The organism is Streptomyces mayteni, assembly GCF_054783955.1.
On sequence record NZ_BAAGPR010000130.1, the window covers coordinates 1 to 18,830 of the forward strand.

Genomic DNA, 18,830 nt, shown 5'->3' on the forward strand with positions numbered 1-18,830 from the left:
CTGCGCGCCGGCGCGGCCGCCGCCGACGGCGTCAGGGCCGCCGTCGGCGCCGCCGCGCTCTAGGTGCTGGCCGCCGAGCCGGGCGTCGCGCTCGACTACCTGGTCCTCGCCGGCCCACTCGACTTCCGCGAGGTGCCGGACGACCACACGGGCGAGGCCGTGCTGGCCCTCGCCGCCCGGGTCGGCACCACCCGGCTGATCGACAACGCCAGGATCACCGTGGGGGCCGGCAGATGACCGGGCCAGACACCCTCCAGGTCGCCCCGGGCGCCGGCTGGGCCATCGAGGCCGAGGTCGTCGTCGTCGGCTCGGGCGTCGCCGGCCTCACCGCCGCGCTGCGCTGCGCCGCCGCCGGCCGCCGCACCGTCATCGTCACCAAGGCCCGGCTCGACGACGGCTCGACCCGCTGGGCCCAGGGCGGCATCGCCGCCGCGCTCGGCGAGGGCGACACCCCGGAGCAGCACCTCGCCGACACCCTGGTCGCCGGCGCAGGGCTCTGCGCCGAGGAGCCCGTCCGCGCCCTGGTCACCGAGGGCCCGGGCGCCGTGCGCCGGCTGATCGCCCTCGGCGCCCACTTCGACACCGACGACGCGGGCGCCCTCGCCCTCACCCGCGAGGGCGGCCACCACCGCCGCCGCATCGCCCACGCCGGCGGCGACGCCACCGGCGCCGAGATATCCCGAGCCCTGGTCGCCGCGGTGCGCGCCGCCGGCATCAGGACCGTGGAGAACGCCCTCGCCCTCGACCTCCTCAAGGACGCCGCCGGCCGCGCCGCCGGCGTCACCCTGCACGTGATGGGCGAGGGCCGGCACGACGGCGTCGGCGCCGTCCACGCGCCCGCCGTGGTGCTGGCCACCGGCGGCATGGGCCAGATCTTCTCGGCCACCACCAACCCGCCCGTCTCCACCGGCGACGGCGTCGCCATCGCGCTGCGCGCCGGCGCCGAGGTCTCCGACATCGAGTTCGTGCAGTTCCACCCCACCGTGCTCTACCTGGGCCCGGGCGCCGAGGGCCAGCAGCCGCTGATCTCCGAGGCGGTCCGCGGCGAGGGCGCCCACCTGGTGGACGCGGCCGGCGAGCGGTTCATGGTCGGCCAGCACGAGCTGGCCGAGCTCGCGCCGCGCGACATCGTCGCCAAGGCCATCACCCGCCGGATGCTCGAACACGGCACCGACCACATGTACCTGGACGCCCGCCACTTCGGCGCCGTCATGTGGGCACGGCGGTTCCCCACCATCCTGGCCGCCTGCCGGGCCCACGGCATCGACCCGGTGACCGGGCCGATCCCCGTCGCGCCCGCCGCCCACTACGCCTCGGGCGGCGTCCGCACCGACCTGGCCGGGCGCACCACCGTGCCGGGGCTCTACGCCTGCGGCGAGACCGCCTGCACCGGCGTGCACGGCGCCAACCGGCTCGCCTCCAACTCGCTCCTCGAGGGCCTGGTCTTCGCCGAGCGCATCGCCGCCGCCATCACCGCGGGGCCGCCCCGGGCCCCGGTCGGGCAGGTGCCCCCGCCCCCGGCCGCCGGGCCGCTGCTGCCGCCCGAGGCCCGCGCCGCCATCCAGCGCGTCATGACCGCCGGCGCCGGCGTGCTCCGCTCCGCCGCCAGCCTCACCGAGGCCGCCCGCGCCCTGGACGCGCTGGCCGCCGGCGGCGACGACCGCAAGCCGGCCGAGCCGGGCGTCGACGCCTGGGAGACCGCCAACCTGCACCTCGTCGCCCGGGCCCTGGTCACCGCCGCGCTGCGCCGCGCGGAGACCCGCGGCTCGCACTGGCGCGAGGACCACCCCGAGCGGGACGACGCCCACTGGCGGCGCCACCTCGTCCTCACCGCACGCCCCGGCCACCACCCGGGCGCCGCGGGCCCCGTCCGCTGCGCCCTCGACGTACGAGCCACCGACACGACCGCGTTCCCGGAGACGGTCGTCGTCCCCAAGGAGAGTTCGTGAGCGACGCACACGCGGCCGCCTCCCGGCGCTTTCTATCCAATGCCTGCTTTCGCCGCGTGGGCGGAGAAGCGAACAAGGAGACACAGTGACCAGCCCCCAGACCCCTCCCTCGCCCTCCGCGCCGCGGGTGGAGCTCACCCTGCTGCCCATCGGCGCCCGGCCGGGCGAGGACGAGCCGGCCGGCGGCTGCGGCGCGGGCTGCGGCTGCGGCGCGGACGACGGCTTCGGGCCCGACCACGAGTACGACCCGCTGGAGTGCGGCCTCGACCCGGACCTCGCCGACCTGCTCGCGGCCGGCGGGCTCGACCCGGTCCAGGTCGAGGACATCGCCCACCTCGCCGTCGAGGAGGACCTGGACAACGGCGTCGACGTGACGACCGTCGCCACCATCCCCGAGGACGCCACCGCAACCGCCGACTTCACCGCCCGCGAGGCCGGCGTCGTCGCCGGCCTGCACATCGTCGAGGCCGTGCTCTCCGTCGTCTGCACCGACGACCTCGAGGTCGAGCGGCTGGTCGCCGACGGCGACCGGGTGGCCGCCGGGCAGCGGCTCCTCACCGTCACGGCCCGCACCCGCGACCTGCTGACCGGCGAGCGCAGCGCGCTCAACCTGCTCTGCCGGCTCTCCGGCATCGCCACCGCCACCCGCGCCTGGGCCGACGCCCTCGAGGGCACCGGCGCCCACGTCCGCGACACCCGCAAGACCACGCCGGGGCTGCGCGCCCTGGAGAAGTACGCGGTGCGCTGCGGCGGCGGCGTCAACCACCGGATGTCGCTCTCCGACGCCGCGCTCGTCAAGGACAACCACGTGATCGCGGCCGGCGGGGTCGCGGCCGCCTTCCGCCGGGTCCGCGAGGAGTTCCCCGACGTCCCGGTGGAGGTCGAGGTCGACCGGCTCGACCAGCTGGAGCCGGTCCTCGCCGAGGGCGCCGACCTGATCCTGCTGGACAACCTCACCCCCGAGGAGACCGCCCGGGCCGTGGCCATCGTCGGCGGCCGCGCCACCCTGGAGTCCTCGGGCCGCCTCACCCTGGACAACGCCCGCGCCTACGCGGAGGCCGGCGTCGACTACCTGGCGGTCGGCGCCCTCACCCACTCCTCGCCGATCCTCGACATCGGTCTCGACCTGCGTGCGGAGAGGCGCGACTGACCATGCTGCTCACTATCGACGTCGGCAACACGCACACGGTCCTCGGCCTCTTCGACGGCGAGGAGATCGTGGAGCACTGGCGGATCTCCACCGACGCCCGCCGCACCGCGGACGAGCTCGCCGTGCTGCTCCAGGGCCTGATGGGCATGCACCCGCTGCTCGGCGAGGAGCTGGGCGACGGCATCGACGGGATCGCCATCTGCTCCACCGTGCCCTCCGTGCTGCACGAGCTGCGCGAGGTGACCAGGCGGTACTACGGGGACATCCCCGCGGTGCTGGTGGAGCCGGGCGTCAAGACGGGGGTGCCGATCCTCACCGACAACCCCAAGGAGGTCGGCGCGGACCGGATCATCAACGCGGTGGCCGCGGTCGAGCTCTACGGCGGGCCCTGCATCGTGGTCGACTTCGGCACCGCCACCACCTACGACGCGGTCTCGGCGCGCGGCGAGTACGCCGGCGGGGCGATCGCGCCCGGCATCGAGATCTCGGTCGAGGCGCTCGGCATGCGCGGCGCCCAGCTGCGCAAGGTGGAGCTGGCCAGGCCGCGGCACGTGATCGGCAAGAACACCGTGGAGTCGATGCAGTCCGGCATCCTCTACGGCTTCGCCGGCCAGGTGGACGGCATGGTGGAGCGGATGTCGCGGGAACTGGCGGACGACCCGGACGACGTGACAGTGATCGCCACCGGCGGGCTGGCGCCGATGGTGCTGCGCGAGTCCACCGTGATCGACGAGCACGAGCCCTGGCTGACCCTGATCGGGCTGCGCCTGGTCTACGAGCGCAACGTCTCCCGTTCCTGATCCCCGGGGGGAGGGAGGGGCGGCGGGCAGCGGAACAGGGGTGGCACAGGAGCGGCACAGCGGCAGAACACGCCGGGGCGCCGAGAATCGCCACTATTTGTCTGCTTACCACTTAATGTCGGTTTATGGTTACGTCCCAGGGTTCCCAGGGTTCCCCCACCCCAGGCGGTGACGGGGAAGAGAACGGCAAGCCGCAGCAGCGTCGTCCCGCGGCGTCCCGGCCCATTCCGACGCCCGCGGATGTCTTCCCACCGCACCGCAAGCGCCGACCGGCACCCCCGGCGTCCCAGGAGCCGGGGGAGCGCGAGGAGGGGCAGCGGGACGGGCGCGAGGGGGACGAGAGCGGCGACCGGTAGGCGGCTCTGTAGGCTGTGTGGCGGCCCGCGGCGCACCATCCGCGGGCGCGTCCAAGGGAGGTCCGCTGTGGACTACATCGCCGCACTCTTTCCCCCGACCGTGATGGCCGTCGGCTTCACCGCGCTGATCGTGACGATCGTGCGGTCGCAGGGCGGCGCCAACAAGTACAAGGAGGACGCGGCCGTGGACGCGGCGATCGCCGCCCGCGAGAACCGCTCTCCGGCCGACCCCAGCTGAGTCCGGCCGATCCCGGCCGAGCCGCGATCGGTCCCAGCTGAGCCACGATCGGTCCTTCGGTGATCCGCGGTTGATCTCGGCCGATCGTCTCCGTTCGCCTGCGCTCGTTTCCCGCCACTCCCGGTCGTTCTCGGTCGACCCCGAATGGCCGATCGCACCCTTCCCAAACGTCACACTCGCCCCTTTTGTCCGGCGCGGCTATTCTCGTGCTGTGCCCCGACCACTGGGAGAGCTGGAAGACGCGGTGATGAGCCGGGTGTGGGAGTGGAACCGGCCCGTCACGGTACGGGAAGTTCTCGAGGATCTGCGCCGTGAGCGTTCGATCGCCTATACGACGGTGATGACCGTTCTCGACAACCTGCACCAGAAGGGGTGGGTCCGGCGCGAGCAGGAGGGGCGGGCCTATCGCTATGAGGCGATCTCCACTCGGGCGGCCTACTCGGCGGCTTTGATGAATGACGCATGGGCCGAGAGCGACAACGCGGCGGCCGCCCTGGTGGCTTTCTTCGGCATGATGTCGGCCGAGCAGACCGAGGCTTTGCGTGACGCGCTGCGTGTGGTCGATGTCGCCGGAGTGACGCTCGGCGCCAGGCAAGAGCCGGCCGAGCGGGCCGCCCCGCCGGCGCCGGAAGAGGGGGCGGAAGGGGAAGCACCCGAAGGCGATGGGGAAGGCGCTCGGCGATAGCCTCCGCTTGTGCAGGAAACCCCGACAGAAGTCACTGTCCGCCGCGCCAGGACTACGGATGTACCAGCCGTACGCCGCCTCATCGACGTCTACTCGCGGGAACGCATCCTGCTCGACAAGGCCACGGTCACTCTTTACGAGGACATTCAGGAGTTCTGGGTGGCCGAGCGTGACCTGGACGGTGAGGTGGTGGCCTGCGGTGCGCTCCACGTGATGTGGGAAGACCTGGCCGAGGTGCGCACGCTGGCGGTGGATCCCCTGCTGAGGGGGCACGGAGTCGGCCACCGGGTGCTGGAGAAGTTGCTGGGGACCGCCCGCTGGCTTGGCGTGCGGCGTATTTTCTGTCTGACCTTCGAAGTGGAGTTCTTCGGCCGCCACGGGTTCATCGAGATCGGCGACGCTCCGGTGGATGGGGACGTCTACAGCGAGCTGCTGCGTTCCTATGACGAGGGCGTCGCCGAGTTCCTGGGGGTTGAACGCGTGAAGCCCAACACTTTGGGTAACAGTCGGATGCTGCTGCATCTCTGATTGGACCCACTCGATGACGCTTCGATGACGGTTATGTCCGAATCGTCCCATCGTGTCTTATCGGATGCGATGTAATCACGAGCCCGGGGTTTGTGTTTTCTCGGGAATGGCGGTTTGATTACACCGCAGTACCCAATTGGTATTCGGCGACTATGAATGAGGAGTAGCCCGGTGGCACAGAAGGTTCAGGTCCTTCTCCTCGATGACCTCAGCGGCGGCGAGGCGGACGAGACCGTTACGTTCGCGCTGGACGGCAAGACTTACGAGATCGACCTCAACTCAGAAAACGCGGACAAGCTCCGCGATGCCCTCGAGCCGTATGTGAAGGCGGGTCGCCGGGCCGGTGGCGCCAGGGCGGCGCGCGGCCGCGGTCGCGCCGCCGCGGTGCCGGCCGGCGGCTCCACCACCCAGGACACGGCCAAAATCCGCGCCTGGGCGAAGGAAAACGGATACGAGGTCAATGACCGGGGCCGTGTTCCCGCCAACATTCGTGAGGCTTACGAGAAGGCGGGCGTCTGATCCCGCGGGCCCTGTGGCTCAGCCCGAGGCCGGCGCCGTCGCGGCGCCCGAAGGCCAGCTTCCCGTCCGGGGGGCCGTACCCGACCGCGGGCGGCCCCCCGAGCCGCGTCCGGGCCAGGGCCGCCTGCCCGGCCACCCCGTCGGCCCCGACCCCGTGATCACCCTCCGTTCAGGTACCGCCGCTCGGGGTGTTCGCGTTCGCCCGTAGCGGATGTCGGTGGCTGCGTGGGCATGGAGTGTCAGCCTGGAGGGGTAGGCAGTTCCTTGACGGATGACGGGCACTCTCCTGGTTGAGGGGGGCGGTGGTAGTGGGTCCGGGTGTGTTCCCCAGAGGCGTTCGCCGACGGCGTAGTCGTCTGGGGGGTCAATCCTTGGCCTGCGGGAACATCGTCTCGCACCATCGGGTTGGAACTGTTGTCGCCTGTTCGGGGCACGGCGCCGGGGACAGGAGCCCACAGTTGGAATGAGCGGTCCCCCGTTGCGGGACTAAGCTGCGGAAGGACAGGGAGGGGACCGACCCCTTTACTGCCTGACCGCTCTGAGGAGCGATTAACGATGTTCGAGAGGTTCACCGACCGTGCGCGGCGGGTTGTCGTCCTGGCTCAGGAAGAGGCCCGGATGCTCAACCACAACTACATCGGCACCGAGCACATCCTCCTGGGCCTGATCCACGAGGGTGAGGGTGTCGCCGCTAAGGCCCTGGAGAGCCTCGGGATCTCGCTTGAGGCGGTCCGCCAGCAGGTGGAGGAGATCATCGGCCAGGGCCAGCAGGCCCCGTCCGGGCACATCCCCTTCACGCCCCGGGCCAAGAAGGTCCTGGAGCTTTCGCTCCGCGAGGCGCTTCAGCTCGGCCACAACTACATCGGCACCGAGCACATCCTGCTCGGCCTGATCCGCGAGGGCGAGGGCGTCGCCGCCCAGGTCCTCGTGAAGCTGGGCGCCGATCTGAACCGGGTGCGGCAGCAGGTCATCCAGCTGCTCTCCGGTTACTCGGGCGGCAAGGAGGCCGCCACCGCCGGCGCGCCCTCCGAGGGCACGCCGTCCACCTCCCTGGTGCTCGACCAGTTCGGCCGGAACCTCACCCAGGCCGCCCGCGAATCCAAGCTCGACCCGGTCATCGGGCGCGAGAAGGAGATCGAGCGGGTCATGCAGGTGCTGTCCCGCCGCACCAAGAACAACCCGGTCCTGATCGGCGAGCCCGGCGTCGGCAAGACGGCGGTCGTCGAGGGCCTGGCCCAGGCCATCGTCAAGGGCGAGGTGCCCGAGACCCTCAAGGACAAGCACCTCTACACCCTGGACCTCGGTGCCCTGGTCGCCGGCTCCCGGTACCGCGGTGACTTCGAGGAGCGCCTGAAGAAGGTGCTCAAGGAGATCCGCACCCGCGGCGACATCATCCTGTTCATCGACGAGCTCCACACCCTGGTGGGCGCGGGCGCCGCCGAGGGCGCGATCGACGCCGCCAGCATCCTCAAGCCGATGCTGGCCCGCGGCGAGCTGCAGACCATCGGCGCCACGACGCTCGACGAGTACCGCAAGTACCTGGAGAAGGACGCGGCCCTCGAGCGCCGCTTCCAGCCGATCCAGGTCGCGGAGCCGTCGCTGCCGCACACCATCGAGATCCTCAAGGGCCTGCGCGACCGGTACGAGGCGCACCACCGCGTGTCGATCACCGACTCCGCCCTGGTCGCCGCCGCCCAGCTGGCCGACCGGTACATCTCCGACCGGTTCCTGCCGGACAAGGCCATCGACCTGATCGACGAGGCCGGCTCCCGGATGCGGATCCGCCGGATGACCGCGCCGCCGGACCTGCGCGAGTTCGACGAGAAGATCGCCAGCGTGCGCCGTGAGAAGGAGTCCGCGATCGACTCGCAGGACTTCGAGAAGGCCGCCTCGCTGCGCGACAACGAGAAGCAGCTCCTGACCGCCAAGGCACAGCGCGAGAAGGAGTGGAAGTCCGGCGACATGGACGTCGTCGCCGAGGTCGACGAGGAGCTGATCGCCGAGGTCCTGGCGGCCTCGACCGGCATCCCCGTCTTCAAGCTGACCGAGGAGGAGTCCTCGCGCCTGCTCCGCATGGAGGACGAGCTGCACAAGCGCGTCATCGGCCAGCAGGACGCCATCAAGGCGCTCTCCCAGGCCATCCGGCGGACCCGCGCGGGCCTGAAGGACCCCAAGCGCCCCGGTGGCTCGTTCATCTTCGCCGGCCCGTCCGGCGTGGGTAAGACCGAGCTGTCCAAGACGCTGGCGGAGTTCCTCTTCGGCGACGAGGACGCGCTGATCTCCCTCGACATGTCGGAGTTCGGCGAGAAGCACACCGTCTCCCGGCTCTTCGGCTCCCCGCCCGGCTACGTCGGGTACGAGGAGGGCGGCCAGCTGACCGAGAAGGTGCGCCGGAAGCCGTTCTCCGTGGTCCTCTTCGACGAGGTCGAGAAGGCCCACCCGGACATCTTCAACTCGCTGCTGCAGATCCTGGAGGACGGTCGCCTGACCGACTCCCAGGGCCGGGTCGTGGACTTCAAGAACACGGTCATCATCATGACGACCAACCTCGGCACCCGGGACATCTCCAAGGGCTTCAACATGGGCTTCGCGGTGGCCGGCGACGTCGCCACCGGGTACGACCGGATGAAGGCCAAGGTCAACGACGAGCTGAAGCAGCACTTCCGGCCGGAGTTCCTGAACCGTGTCGACGACACGGTGGTCTTCCACCAGCTGACGCAGGACGACATCATCCAGATCGTCGACCTGATGATCGCCCAGGTGGACGACCGGCTCAAGGACCGGGACATGGGCATCGAGCTGTCGACGGAGGCCAAGCAGCTGCTGGCCAAGCGCGGCTACGACCCGGTGCTCGGCGCCCGGCCGCTGCGGCGGACCATCCAGCGGGACATCGAGGACATCCTGTCCGAGAAGATCCTCTTCGGCGAGCTGCGGCCCGGCCACATCGTGGTCGTGGACACCGAGGGCGAGGGCACGGACAAGACCTTCACCTTCCGGGGCGAGGAGAAGTCCTCCCTCCCCGACGTCCCGCCCGTCGAGCAGGCGGCCGGCGGCGGTCCGAACCTCTCCAAGGAGTGACGACCGGACGACCGCTTCCGCTTCAGTCGGGAAGTGACCGGCGCCCCCGCGGCCCTCGCAAGAGGGCGGTGGGGGCGCCGTCGTGTGTGGGTCAGTAGCGGGGGACTGGCGGGGCGGTCACCTTGATGCGGTCGGGGAGGCCGTGGTCGGCGACCGGCTGGTTGACGTCGAGGGACGTCAGCTCGGGCAGCCGCGCGAGGGGGGAGAGGTCCTGGGGTGGACGGGTCAGCACGAGGGAGCGCAACCCCGGGAAGGCGTCGACGAGCGGTGCCAGCTCGCCCTGTTCCCCGAAGAGCACGAGGCGGGTGATCCCGGGGAGGGACACGCCATGCTCGGCCATGCTTCGCATGGCCTCCAGGCCGAGGACCAGGGAGTTCAGGGCTGGCAACGCCTCGACGGCCCGCCACTCCGGCTCGTGCAGGGGCCGGTCGCCCTGATGCAGCAGCAGCGTCGTGAGCGTGGGCCAGGTGCCGAGACCGGTCAGGTCGAGCCATCGGATGGTGAGGGACAGGTCGGTCAGCGGGGCCCCGGGTGGCAGACGCTCCAGGGAGACCAGCTCCGTGCTGACGCCGAGGACGAGCGCGCGCAGCCGGTTCAACCGCTCCAGACCGCCGAGCTCGACGGGAGCGGCCGTGGCGTCGAGGAGGAGGGCTTCGACGCGGGTTTCGGCCAGCGCACTCAGGTCGGTGACCCCCGGGCAGTCGTCCAACGTCAGCCGGCGGAGATCCGGAAAGGCGCGCAGCAGACCCAGGTCCTGGAGTGAGGGGCACTCGCGGAGGCACAGCCGCTCGATCGGCTGCTTCGCGAGGGCGTGAGTGATCTCCTCGGCGGTGAGGTCCCCGCGTATGTCGACCATCCGCAGCCCCTCCAACGTGGCGAGCAGTGAGAGCTCGGCACGGCTGGTGCCGTAGAACCACGGCTCGTCGACGGCCGGCAGGCGCGCGATGATCTCGTGGAAGTACCCCTCGGTTTCGAACCGTTTCCACCCGGTGGCCAGAATGTGGTGGATCTCGGGGTTGGGCAGATGCCGGAAGCCGGACAGGACGGTGAGCGCCGAATCCGTGCCGATCCGGGTGGCCGCGGTGACCACGGCCGTGGCCTCGCGGTCGGTCAGGTCTTCCGGACCCGGCAGCAACTCCGCGACGACGGGGCCGATTTCCACCAGGGCCTGGGATTCCTCATGGCATCGGGGCGGAAGATATCCCCTCGCGCGGTCCTCCACCTCGCCGCGGATATCCGGGGCGAGCTGGGTGGCGTGTTCCAGACATGCCATCGCGAGCAGATGCAGTCGCACCCGGTGCTCCGGGTCGTGGTCGCCGCGTTCGATCAACGCGCGCAGGATTTCGCCGCGTTGCACCGGTTGGGCGTGGGCGACGGCCATTCGCGCCACGTCCTCCCACTGGTCGAGGTGGGCCTTTTCCACCAGCGCGGGGAAGTGCTGCCATTCCACCATCTCGCGGGCGCCGAGATAGTCCTGGAAGGTGCGGTGCACGAAGTCCAGGGCGCCTTCGACGGGTTCGCGCAGCACGCCGGAACGTTCCACGAGGCGACGGAGCACGTCCTCGGGGGAGCCGAGTCGGTCGCCCTGGTGGATGGCCGGCAGGGCCTGGCCGATCAGCCGGGTGGCGAGTGGCGTCGCGAGTTCGGAGCGGCCGTTGGTGATCAGCCAGTACGCCAGTTTCTGCAGCAGCGAGATCTGCGTCTCGGCGTCGAGATCGAGGCCGCCGCGCGGCGGGTTGGGCCGTTCCCGGTCGCGGCGTTCGAGGAGCATGGCGAGGGCGGCGTCGTAGAGGGCCTTGCGGCCGCGCGGGAGGTGGCCGTTGCGCTCCCGGTGCAGGGCGCAGATCAGCGCGCACATCAACGGGCTGCCGGCGAGTGCGCCGAGGTCGGGGCGGGACCGGATCAGGTCGAGCAGGGTGCTCGCGGCCTCGCCGTCAGCCCCCACCGCCCGGTGCCAGCGGTGCGTGAAGGCCCGGACGTCGTCCCGGCTCATCGCCGACAGGGTCAGCTCGGTGAACGCTTCCGACCCCAGCCAGTCCTGGCGGACGGCGGACGGCCGCGCCGTGACCAGCCACAGGTTGCCGGGGTACGAGGCGTTCAGCCGCCGCAGCCAGGTGCGGACGGCGTCGCGTTCGTCCTCCGGGATCTCGTCGATGCCGTCGACCAGCAACAGCCCGCGCCCGGCCGACAGGACGCGATCCATCCACCGCTCGGGTTGCGCGCCGGCCAGCGGGCAGTCGACCACGGCCAGGAACTGGTCCGGCTCGGGCAGCCGCTGGCGGTCGCGGGTCAGCGTCCGCATGGGGAGCACGAACGGCACCCGGCCGAGGAGGTGGGACAGGCCGTCGTGGAGCTCCTGCCGGGCGGTGGTGACGGCGAGCCACTGGACCAGCGTCGTCTTGCCTGAGCCGGCCAGGCCGCGCAGCAGCACCCGCTCGCGGCCGGCGAGGGCGCGTTCGGCGCGCTGCGGCGCGGACTCCGGTTCCGCGTGCGTCGTCTCCAGGCTCAGATACGCGTCGTCCAGCGGCCACTCGCGGGACTGGCGGAGGTCGAGGCCGTAGATGGCCAGCTGGCCGTGCTCGTGCTGGACGTACCGCGCGTAGCGCTCCTCGAAGGCGGTGTCCTCGGCCGACCTGGACGGCACGCGCTCGATCAACAGGTCGACGGCCCGGGTGAGTTGGTCGAGCTGGCGGCTCTGCTCGACCAGGGTGCGGGCGACGAACGTGGAGCGTTGGGTGAAGAAGTTCAGGATGTGCAGGCAGGCGGCGTCGAGGACCCGCAGGTAGAGCGGGTCGGCGGAGATCGCGATGCGGCGGGCGAACTCCCGCTGGCCGAGCCGGACGGCCTGGACGTCGTCCATGTCGAGTTCGCCGAGGCCGGCGAACGTCCGGGCCAGCAGGCCGGCGGTCGCCAGGAGTTCGTCATCGGGCGGGGCGTCGTGTGGGCCCATGCCGCGTACCGCGCGCCGCAGCAACTCCTCGCAGAGCCTGTCCAGGTCGGCCTGGCCAAGGCTCCGCTTCTCGCCGCGGAACGAGATGAGCGACGAGATCCGCACCGGCCTGTCCGCCAGGCCGGCGCCCGGGCCGTCCTGGCGGAACAGCCGCCTGATCAGTGGGGTGAACGCGCTCGATGCCAGCCGTAGTCCCGCCCCCGCAAGTTCCATGGGATCAGCGTAGGTCGGGGCGGCGGCCGGGGGTTGGCGTCAGGCGCAGGTCGTTCCGTTGAGGGCGAAGGCGGCGGGTGTGGTGGCCGTGCCCGAGGTGGTGGCGGTGAAACCGAACGACGCGGTGGAGCCGGGGGAGAGCGTGCCGTTCCAGCCGGCGTCGGCGGCGGTGACCGCCCGGCCCGACTGGGTGAGGCGGGTGTTCCACGAGCTGGCTATCTGCTCGGTGCCGGTGAAGGACCAGCCGAGGGACCAGCCGTTGATCGGGGTGGCGCCGGTGTTGGCGACGATGACGTTGGCCTGGAAGCCGCCGTTCCAACTGCTGGTGACGGCGTAGGTGACGCGGCAGGAGAGGGTCGGATCGCTTGGACCGCCGGGGTCGCCAGGGCCGCCCGGATCGCCGCCGCCCTCGCCGACCGGCAGCAGGTAGGCGTCGAGGAAGCGCTGCTTGTTGGTGTCGACCGTGGTCCAGTCGCTGTTGAGGATGCCGCCGGTGTCACCGGAGTTGGGGTTCAGGGACCAGTAGGTGAAGTCGATGCCGCTGGTGCCGGTGCCGAGGTACTGCATCAGCCGGGTCAGCCACTGCTGGTCCTTGGCGGCGGTCAGCGTGCTGCCGAACTCGCCGAGCAGCACCGGCGCGGTGTCGGTCGTCTCCAGGTAACCCCAGTAACGGTCCCAGCGGGCGGGCAGGTTGTTGGGGAAGGACGGGTCGCTGAACCAGGGCTGGTTGAAGACGGACGTCGCGTACTCGTGGGCCGAGTAGACCAGCTTGTTCGGGTTGCTGAGGCGGACGGGGTGGTCACGGGCGCCCATCAGGTTGCCGCCCCACCAGTTGCAGTCGCCGTTGTAGCACTCGATGCCCTCGACGATGATCAACCAGTCGGGGTTGGCGGCCAGGACCGCGTTGCCGGCGCGTTCGGCGGCCAGCCGCCAGTCCGTGGACTGCGTACCGCTGCCCCAGGTGGCCGCGCCGTGCGGCTCGTTGTGCAGGTCGGCGCCCACGACGGTGTCGTCGCCGCGGTAGCGGTTGGCCAGCATCACCCAGTCGTTGATCCAGCGCTGCTCGCTGTAGGCGGCGGTGTACCAGAGCTCCGACTGGCCGGTGGAGTCGGGGCGGTGGCGGTCCAGGAAGACGTGCAGGCCGATGTCGCCCGCGTAGCCGATGATCCGGTCCATGATCTGGATGCCGGTGAGGCCCTGGAGGTCGGGGTTCCTGGTGAAGTCGATCCCGTTGGGGGTGGCGCCGGCGTTGAAGAGCTGGTTGGAGAAGGGAAGCCGGAGCGTGTTGTAGCCGAGGTCCTTCACCTGGTCGAGCATGTCCCGGTAGCTCCGGGCCCAGAGGCCGTGTGGGGCGAAGGTATCGGTCTCCATGCCGAACCAGTTGATCCCGGTCATGCGGACCTCGTTGCCCGCGGCGTCGACGATCTGGCCGCCTGAGGTGGACCAGGGGCCGTCGCCTGGGGCGGCCTGGGCCGTGCCGGTGGAGAGCGCGGCCCCGCTGAGAACGAGCACGGCCGTGAGCAGGGCGGCGGCCAGCTGTCTGAACCAGCGGACCCCGCGCGCTCGGCCGGCTCGGCGTTGGTGTCGGTGTTGCATGTGCGCACCTCGATTCCTCGGAAGGGAATGGGAGCGCTCCCATGGGCTGGATGTTCGACGGTGGGGACGGCGGTGTCAAGCCGTCGAGCCGCTCGGCCTGTCCGGCGTTCGCCCGGTGGGTGGGGCCCGGTGGGCGAGGGCCCGGAATCGCGACATAGTGGACACCAGGAGGTGGTGGGCGTGGCGGAGCACCTGATGCGGGCCGAGTACGAGGAGGACACGGACCTGACCGGGGCCGACCGGCCGGTGAAGACGTGGCACATAGTGCGGGACGGCGAGGCCCAGGCGATGTGCGGGCGGATGCTGGAGCCGGACGCCAGGGTCCTGCCGGACGGGGAGTGGGGGCGACAGGCCGAGTACAACTGCCACACCTGCGGGGCGCTCTATCTGCGGGAGGTGCCCTACCGGGACCTCGGGCCCGAGTGACTCCTTCGCGGTCGTGGTTCCGGGCGCTTCCGGACGGTGGCGATCGTCCTTAGGATCGGATGCCGTCTGGCGGGTGAACTTCTCCCGCCTCCGGGAACGAAGGCTTGTTCGGCATGAGGATCAGCGCGCGGGCGCTCAACCGGGCCACGCTCGGTCGGCAGATGTTGCTCGGGCGCGCGCCGCTCGGGGCCGTCGAGGGGGTGCGGCGGGCGGTGGCCCTCCAGGCGCAGCATCCGGCTTCGCCGTATCTGGCGCTGTGGAACCGGCTCGCCGACTTCGACGCCGGGGAACTCGACGGCGCCTTCGCCGACCGGGCGATCGTCAAGTCCAACATGGTGCGGATGACGCTGCACGCTGTTCACGCCGCTGACTATCGGGCCTTCCGGGAGGCGACCGAGCCCTCGCTGCGGGCGGCCAAGCTCGGGGGCCGGTTCCTGGAAGGCGGGTTCACGGTCCGGGACGCAGCTGCCCTGGTCCCGAGGCTGCTGGACTTCGTACGCGAGCCTCGGACGGCCGGTGAGTGCCGGGCCTGGCTCACCGAACACCTGGGCTCCGACGAGGCGGATGCCTGGTGGGGGCTGCGGCAGTACGCGCCGCTGTGGCGCGTGCCCACCGTGGAGGAGGTCTGGTCGTTCGGCGTTCAGCCCTCGTACGTGGCGCCCGCCGTCCCGCCGGTGCTGTCCGATGCCGTGGCGGCCACGGCCCTGCCGACGCTGATCCTGCGCTATCTGGAGGGTTTCGGCCCCGCCACAGTTGCGGACATGGCGCGGTTCGCCCTGGTGCAGCGGGCTCGGACCAGAGCCGCGGTGCGGGAGCTCGCGGGTCGGCTGGAGCGCCTCGAAGGGCCGGGCGGCGAGGAGTTGTTCGACATACCCGGGGCGCCCCGGCCGGCTGAGGACACGCCGGCGCCGCCCAGGCTGATGGCGATGTGGGACAGCATCCTGCTGGCCTACGAGGATCGTGGGCGCGTCATTCCGCCCGCCTATCGCAAGCTCGTGATTCGTCAGAACGGTGACGTGCTTCCCACCCTTCTGGTCGATGGTCATGTCGCCGGAGTGTGGCGCGCGGTCGACGGGGGGATCGAGGCGACCGCCTTCCACGCCCTTCCGGAGGAGGTCTGGGCCGGCCTTGCCGCCGAGGCCCGCCGGTTGGTGGCATTCCTCGGCGGACGGGAGCCGAGCGTCTACCGGCGTTACCACCACTGGTGGACCAGGCTGCCGGCCGGCGAGGCCCGCGTGTTGCCCGCCTGAGTCACACCGGATCGGCCGTGCGGAACGGGGCGAGCAGCCGCTCCGTCTCCGCGTGGAGCCGCGCCGCGTCCCGGTGGTCGGCCTCGCCGATGGTGAGGGGTATGCGCCGGGTGCCCCGGTGGGCCGTCAACGGCTCGGCCGGCGGCTGGGCGGTCAACGCGACGAGCGGCGCTATGGCCCGCTCGACCGGCCTGCCGAGCGTGGCCTTGAGCGCGGTCGCCAGGGGGCGGGCGACCGGGCCCAACTCGCCCTGGAGGCTGGTGCGCACCAGGGCGGCGGGGCCCCAGAGCGCGCAGCGTATGTCGCCGGAGAGCCGGAGGGCCGAGAGCTCGGCGGCGCGGCGGGACTGCTGGTTGGCGGCGCGCCAGCTGAAGCCGGCGGCGAGCTGGAGGTCGTCCCAACGGATGGCGTCGTGGGCCCCGCCGGGGACCGTCAGGTCGAGGACCAGCGGGTTCGGCGCAGCGCGCAGCTCCGCCGCGAGGCCGTGGGCCAGGATGTGGCGGGACAGGTAGTAGAGCGCGAAGGTGTGCTCGAACCCCTCCTCCGTGACCGACCGGTCGCGGTGGACGTAGGCCGCGCCGAGCACGAGCACGTCGATCACCCGGAAGCGTGACCTGAGCTCGGCGACGACGCGCAGGCTCTCGCGCGCGAGCCGCAGGTCGGCGGCGACGAAGTGGGCGGTGCCGCCGGCGGCCGCCTCCAGGGCGTCGAACTTGGCCCGGCTGCGGCCGACCACCACGACCGTGTCTCCCTGGCGCAGGTGGTGCGCGGCCAGTGCCCGCCCGATCCCGTCGGTGCCGCCGGTGATGACGACGGTGGACATGGCTTCCTCCCGATGTGTGACTGTGCGCGCGCCGAGGCGCTGTTCCGGAGCATATGCTCCGGAACGATGTCACTCTACATAACGGAGCGGCTGCTCCGCAACGGTCACTAGACTGTCTCCGTGGCCACGACCTCTTCACGGCGCCAGCGACGCGACGCCGTCCGCAACAGGGAACAGCTGCTCGAAGCCGCCACCCGGGCGTTCGCGGAGCGCGGGCTCGCGGTGGACGTGCGGGAGATCGCCCGCGAGGCCGGGGTGGGCATGGGCACCCTCTACCGGCACTTTCCGACCAAGGACGATCTGTTCCGCGCCGTCATCAAGCCCGACCTCGCCGCCTGGTCAGAGCTGACGGAGCGGGCCGACGCGGCGCCCGACGCCTGGCAGGGGCTGCGCACCTTCGTGGAGAGCACGCTGGAGTTGATGGTGCGGCGCCGGGCGATCCTGGACGGGCTCGGCGGAGTCGCACAGGACTCGGCGGCGATCGCGGCCTGCCAGGAGCACCTGCGTGACTCGCTCACCAGCCTGGTCGACCGGGCGCACGGGCAGGGCGCGTTGCGGGCCGACGTCTCGGCGACCGACATCGGCCTGCAGATCATGGCGCTCGGCCGGATCGTCCAGGTGACGGCCGAGGTGGAGCCGGAGGCGTGGCGCCGGCACGCCGGCTTCGTGCTCGACGGCCTCAGGGGTGGTGGCGGCGGCTCGCCGGGCGGGGAGAACCGCAGCTCATAGGGCGTTCGTGTCCGATTGTCAGTGGCCTGGTGCACACTGCCCGGTATGAACGAAACGCAGGCGGTGGCAGGGCCCGACGGGTTGCTGCGCTGTCCCTGGGGGATCACCCCGGAGGACTACCGGGAGTATCACGACACCGAGTGGGGCCGGCCGGTTCGCGGGGACGACGAGCTGTTCGAGCGGCTGTGTCTCGAGGCGTTCCAGTCCGGCCTCTCGTGGCTGACGATCCTGCGCCGCCGGGAGGGCTTCCGCAGAGCCTTCGCCGGTTTCTCGATCGCGAAGATAGCGGCCTTCACCGAGGAGGATGCCGCGCGCCTGCTGGCCGACCCCGGAATCATCCGCAACCGGCTGAAGATCGAGGCGACGTTGGCGAACGCCCGGGTGGTCGCCGGGTGGGAGCCGGGCGAGTTGACGGAGCTGATCTGGTCGCACGCGCCGGAGGCGGCGGGGCGGCCGGCGCCGCGGAAGCCCGGCGACATACCGGCCACCACGGAGGAGTCCACGGCGCTGTCGAAGGCCCTCAAGCGGCGCGGCTTCCGCTTCGTCGGCCCCACCACGGCCTACGCGCTGATGCAGGCCTGCGGCCTGGTCAACGACCACCTGGCCGACTGCCATGTCCGTGACGCGGTGGGGAAGGAGGGCGGTGCCCAGGGTTCGTAGTGCGGAGTGCCAGGCTCCGGGGCCGGGGCCGGGGCCGGGGCCGGGGCCAGGGCAGGCGCCGCGGCCGGGAGGTCGTTCAGGGTTCGGGAGCCAGCCGCCAGAGTGAGGTCACCTCGGCCGAGCGAGCGTGATGGAGGGGGTCGGCGGTCTCCCTGGCCCGGCGGTGGGTCGGTCTGGTCTCCAGCCGGTCGACGACGCGGAGGCGGGCCGCGTCGAAGGCGGCGAGCAGCTGGGCCCGGGTGCGCAGGCCCAGGTGCTCGGCCAGGTCGGAGAGGAGCAGCCAGCCCTCGCCACCGGGCACCAAGCGGTCAGCCAGGCCGGCCAGGAAGCCGTACAGCATCCGACCGTCGGGGTCGTAGACGGCGTGCTCCAGGGGCGAGTGGGGGCGCTCGGGCAGCCAGGGCGGATTGCACACCACCAGGGCCGTCCGGCCGAGGGCGGCCGGGTGGGGGTAGAGGTCGGCGTGGTGCACGGTCGTCCGGTCGGCCAGGCCGAGGCGGGCCAGGTTCTCCCGGGCACAGGCCACCGCCCTGGGGTCGTGGTCGGTGGCGGTGACATGGCGGATGCCGCGCCTGGCCAGCACGGCGGCCAGCACCCCGGTGCCGGTGCCGAGGTCCAGGGCGCTCCCGAGGTCGGGGGCCGCGGTCGGCAGCGGGGCGCTGGCCACCAGGTCGACGTACTCGCCGCGCACCGGTGAGAACACGCCGTGGTGCGGGTGGATCCGGGCCCCGTCGAGGGCGGGTATCGGCACACCCCGGCGGCGCCACTCGTGGGCGCCGATCGCCCCGAGCAGCTCGGGCAGCGGGGCCACCGCGGCCCGGCCGTCCGGCGGGCCCCACGCCTCCGCGCAGGCGCGGGCCGCCTCCGGCGCGCGGCGCAG

16 protein-coding genes and 1 pseudogene are annotated in these 18,830 nt (G+C 71.8%); 13 read left to right on the forward strand and 4 right to left on the reverse strand.

From position 1 onward, the window contains the following. Positions 1–75 precede the first annotated feature (75 nt). From ACYVPE_RS34690 to ACYVPE_RS34730, 9 genes and pseudogenes are all read left to right on the forward strand, one after another. Positions 76–237: pseudogene (locus ACYVPE_RS34690) on the forward strand (pantoate--beta-alanine ligase); the annotation flags it as partial. Then, positions 234–1,949 carry an L-aspartate oxidase gene (locus ACYVPE_RS34695; protein ID WP_461037788.1) on the forward strand — a complete coding sequence of 572 codons (1,716 nt, stop codon included), beginning with the start codon at positions 234–236 and terminating at the stop codon, positions 1,947–1,949. The pseudogene ACYVPE_RS34690 and the gene ACYVPE_RS34695, both read left to right, overlap by 4 nt. Before the next feature lie 127 nt (positions 1,950–2,076). Continuing rightward, entirely contained in the window at positions 2,077–3,099 is a 1,023-nt protein-coding gene (nadC, locus tag ACYVPE_RS34700) for a carboxylating nicotinate-nucleotide diphosphorylase (protein WP_461037802.1), read from the forward strand. A 2-nt stretch (positions 3,100–3,101) separates the two neighbouring features. Next, entirely contained in the window at positions 3,102–3,899 is a 798-nt protein-coding gene (locus ACYVPE_RS34705; RefSeq protein WP_132817845.1) for a type III pantothenate kinase, read from the forward strand. A 423-nt stretch (positions 3,900–4,322) separates the two neighbouring features. Further along, positions 4,323–4,493, forward strand: coding sequence for a hypothetical protein (locus ACYVPE_RS34710; RefSeq protein ID WP_461037789.1), 171 nt, complete (start codon positions 4,323–4,325; stop codon positions 4,491–4,493). Positions 4,494–4,704: 211 nt separating this feature from the next. After that, on the forward strand, positions 4,705–5,178 hold the full coding sequence (locus ACYVPE_RS34715) for a BlaI/MecI/CopY family transcriptional regulator (protein ID WP_461037790.1): 474 nt from the start codon (positions 4,705–4,707) through the stop codon (positions 5,176–5,178). Positions 5,179–5,187: 9 nt separating this feature from the next. Further along, positions 5,188–5,706: an amino-acid N-acetyltransferase gene (locus ACYVPE_RS34720; RefSeq protein WP_461037791.1), complete on the forward strand. Its 519-nt coding sequence runs from the start codon at positions 5,188–5,190 to the stop codon at positions 5,704–5,706. A gap of 171 nt (positions 5,707–5,877) precedes the next feature. Then, positions 5,878–6,225 (forward strand): histone-like nucleoid-structuring protein Lsr2, encoded by a 348-nt coding sequence (locus ACYVPE_RS34725; RefSeq protein ID WP_461037792.1) that lies wholly within the window; start codon positions 5,878–5,880, stop codon positions 6,223–6,225. 555 nt (positions 6,226–6,780) lie between these two features. Further along, positions 6,781–9,303, forward strand: coding sequence for an ATP-dependent Clp protease ATP-binding subunit (locus ACYVPE_RS34730; RefSeq protein ID WP_461037793.1), 2,523 nt, complete (start codon positions 6,781–6,783; stop codon positions 9,301–9,303). 91 nt (positions 9,304–9,394) lie between these two features. On the opposite strand, the gene ACYVPE_RS34735 is transcribed toward ACYVPE_RS34730, so the two are convergent. Further along, positions 9,395–12,466 (reverse strand): NACHT domain-containing protein, encoded by a 3,072-nt coding sequence (locus tag ACYVPE_RS34735; protein WP_461037794.1) that lies wholly within the window; start codon positions 12,464–12,466, stop codon positions 9,395–9,397. Between the two features lie 39 nt (positions 12,467–12,505). After that, the gene (locus tag ACYVPE_RS34740) at positions 12,506–14,062 is read right to left on the reverse strand and encodes a cellulase family glycosylhydrolase (RefSeq protein WP_461037795.1); all 1,557 of its coding nucleotides are present in this window, start codon (positions 14,060–14,062) and stop codon (positions 12,506–12,508) included. A 180-nt stretch (positions 14,063–14,242) separates the two neighbouring features. On the opposite strand from ACYVPE_RS34740, the gene ACYVPE_RS34745 reads away from it, so the two are divergent. Beyond that, complete coding sequence (locus tag ACYVPE_RS34745) at positions 14,243–14,488, forward strand: hypothetical protein (RefSeq protein WP_461037796.1); 246 nt, start codon at positions 14,243–14,245, stop codon at positions 14,486–14,488. 113 nt (positions 14,489–14,601) lie between these two features. Then, positions 14,602–15,738: a winged helix DNA-binding domain-containing protein gene (locus ACYVPE_RS34750; RefSeq protein ID WP_461037797.1), complete on the forward strand. Its 1,137-nt coding sequence runs from the start codon at positions 14,602–14,604 to the stop codon at positions 15,736–15,738. 1 nt (position 15,739) lies between these two features. Here the strand turns inward: ACYVPE_RS34750 and ACYVPE_RS34755 are convergent, their stop codons facing one another. Then, the gene (locus ACYVPE_RS34755; RefSeq protein WP_461037798.1) at positions 15,740–16,561 is read right to left on the reverse strand and encodes an SDR family NAD(P)-dependent oxidoreductase; all 822 of its coding nucleotides are present in this window, start codon (positions 16,559–16,561) and stop codon (positions 15,740–15,742) included. 120 nt (positions 16,562–16,681) lie between these two features. On the opposite strand from ACYVPE_RS34755, the gene ACYVPE_RS34760 reads away from it, so the two are divergent. Together ACYVPE_RS34760 and ACYVPE_RS34765 are read left to right on the forward strand one after the other, a co-directional pair. Continuing rightward, positions 16,682–17,290, forward strand: coding sequence for a TetR/AcrR family transcriptional regulator (locus ACYVPE_RS34760; RefSeq protein WP_461037799.1), 609 nt, complete (start codon positions 16,682–16,684; stop codon positions 17,288–17,290). Between the two features lie 45 nt (positions 17,291–17,335). Continuing rightward, positions 17,336–17,950, forward strand: coding sequence for a DNA-3-methyladenine glycosylase I (locus ACYVPE_RS34765; RefSeq protein WP_461037800.1), 615 nt, complete (start codon positions 17,336–17,338; stop codon positions 17,948–17,950). Between the two features lie 76 nt (positions 17,951–18,026). Here the strand turns inward: ACYVPE_RS34765 and ACYVPE_RS34770 are convergent. Beyond that, the coding region (locus ACYVPE_RS34770; protein ID WP_461037801.1) for a methyltransferase at positions 18,027–18,830 on the reverse strand (804 nt) is incomplete at its 5' end.

Coding starts and splice junctions, on each gene's coding strand:
- ACYVPE_RS34695 (WP_461037788.1), top strand. CDS start 234: ATGACCGGGCCAGACACCCTCCAGGTCGCCCCGGGCGCCGGCTGGGCC.
- ACYVPE_RS34705 (WP_132817845.1), top strand. CDS start 3,102: ATGCTGCTCACTATCGACGTCGGCAACACGCACACGGTCCTCGGCCTC.
- ACYVPE_RS34730 (WP_461037793.1), top strand. CDS start 6,781: ATGTTCGAGAGGTTCACCGACCGTGCGCGGCGGGTTGTCGTCCTGGCT.
- ACYVPE_RS34735 (WP_461037794.1), bottom strand. CDS start 12,466: ATGGAACTTGCGGGGGCGGGACTACGGCTGGCATCGAGCGCGTTCACC.
- ACYVPE_RS34740 (WP_461037795.1), bottom strand. CDS start 14,062: ATGCAACACCGACACCAACGCCGAGCCGGCCGAGCGCGCGGGGTCCGC.
- ACYVPE_RS34750 (WP_461037797.1), top strand. CDS start 14,602: ATGAGGATCAGCGCGCGGGCGCTCAACCGGGCCACGCTCGGTCGGCAG.
- ACYVPE_RS34755 (WP_461037798.1), bottom strand. CDS start 16,561: ATGTCCACCGTCGTCATCACCGGCGGCACCGACGGGATCGGGCGGGCA.
- ACYVPE_RS34765 (WP_461037800.1), top strand. CDS start 17,336: ATGAACGAAACGCAGGCGGTGGCAGGGCCCGACGGGTTGCTGCGCTGT.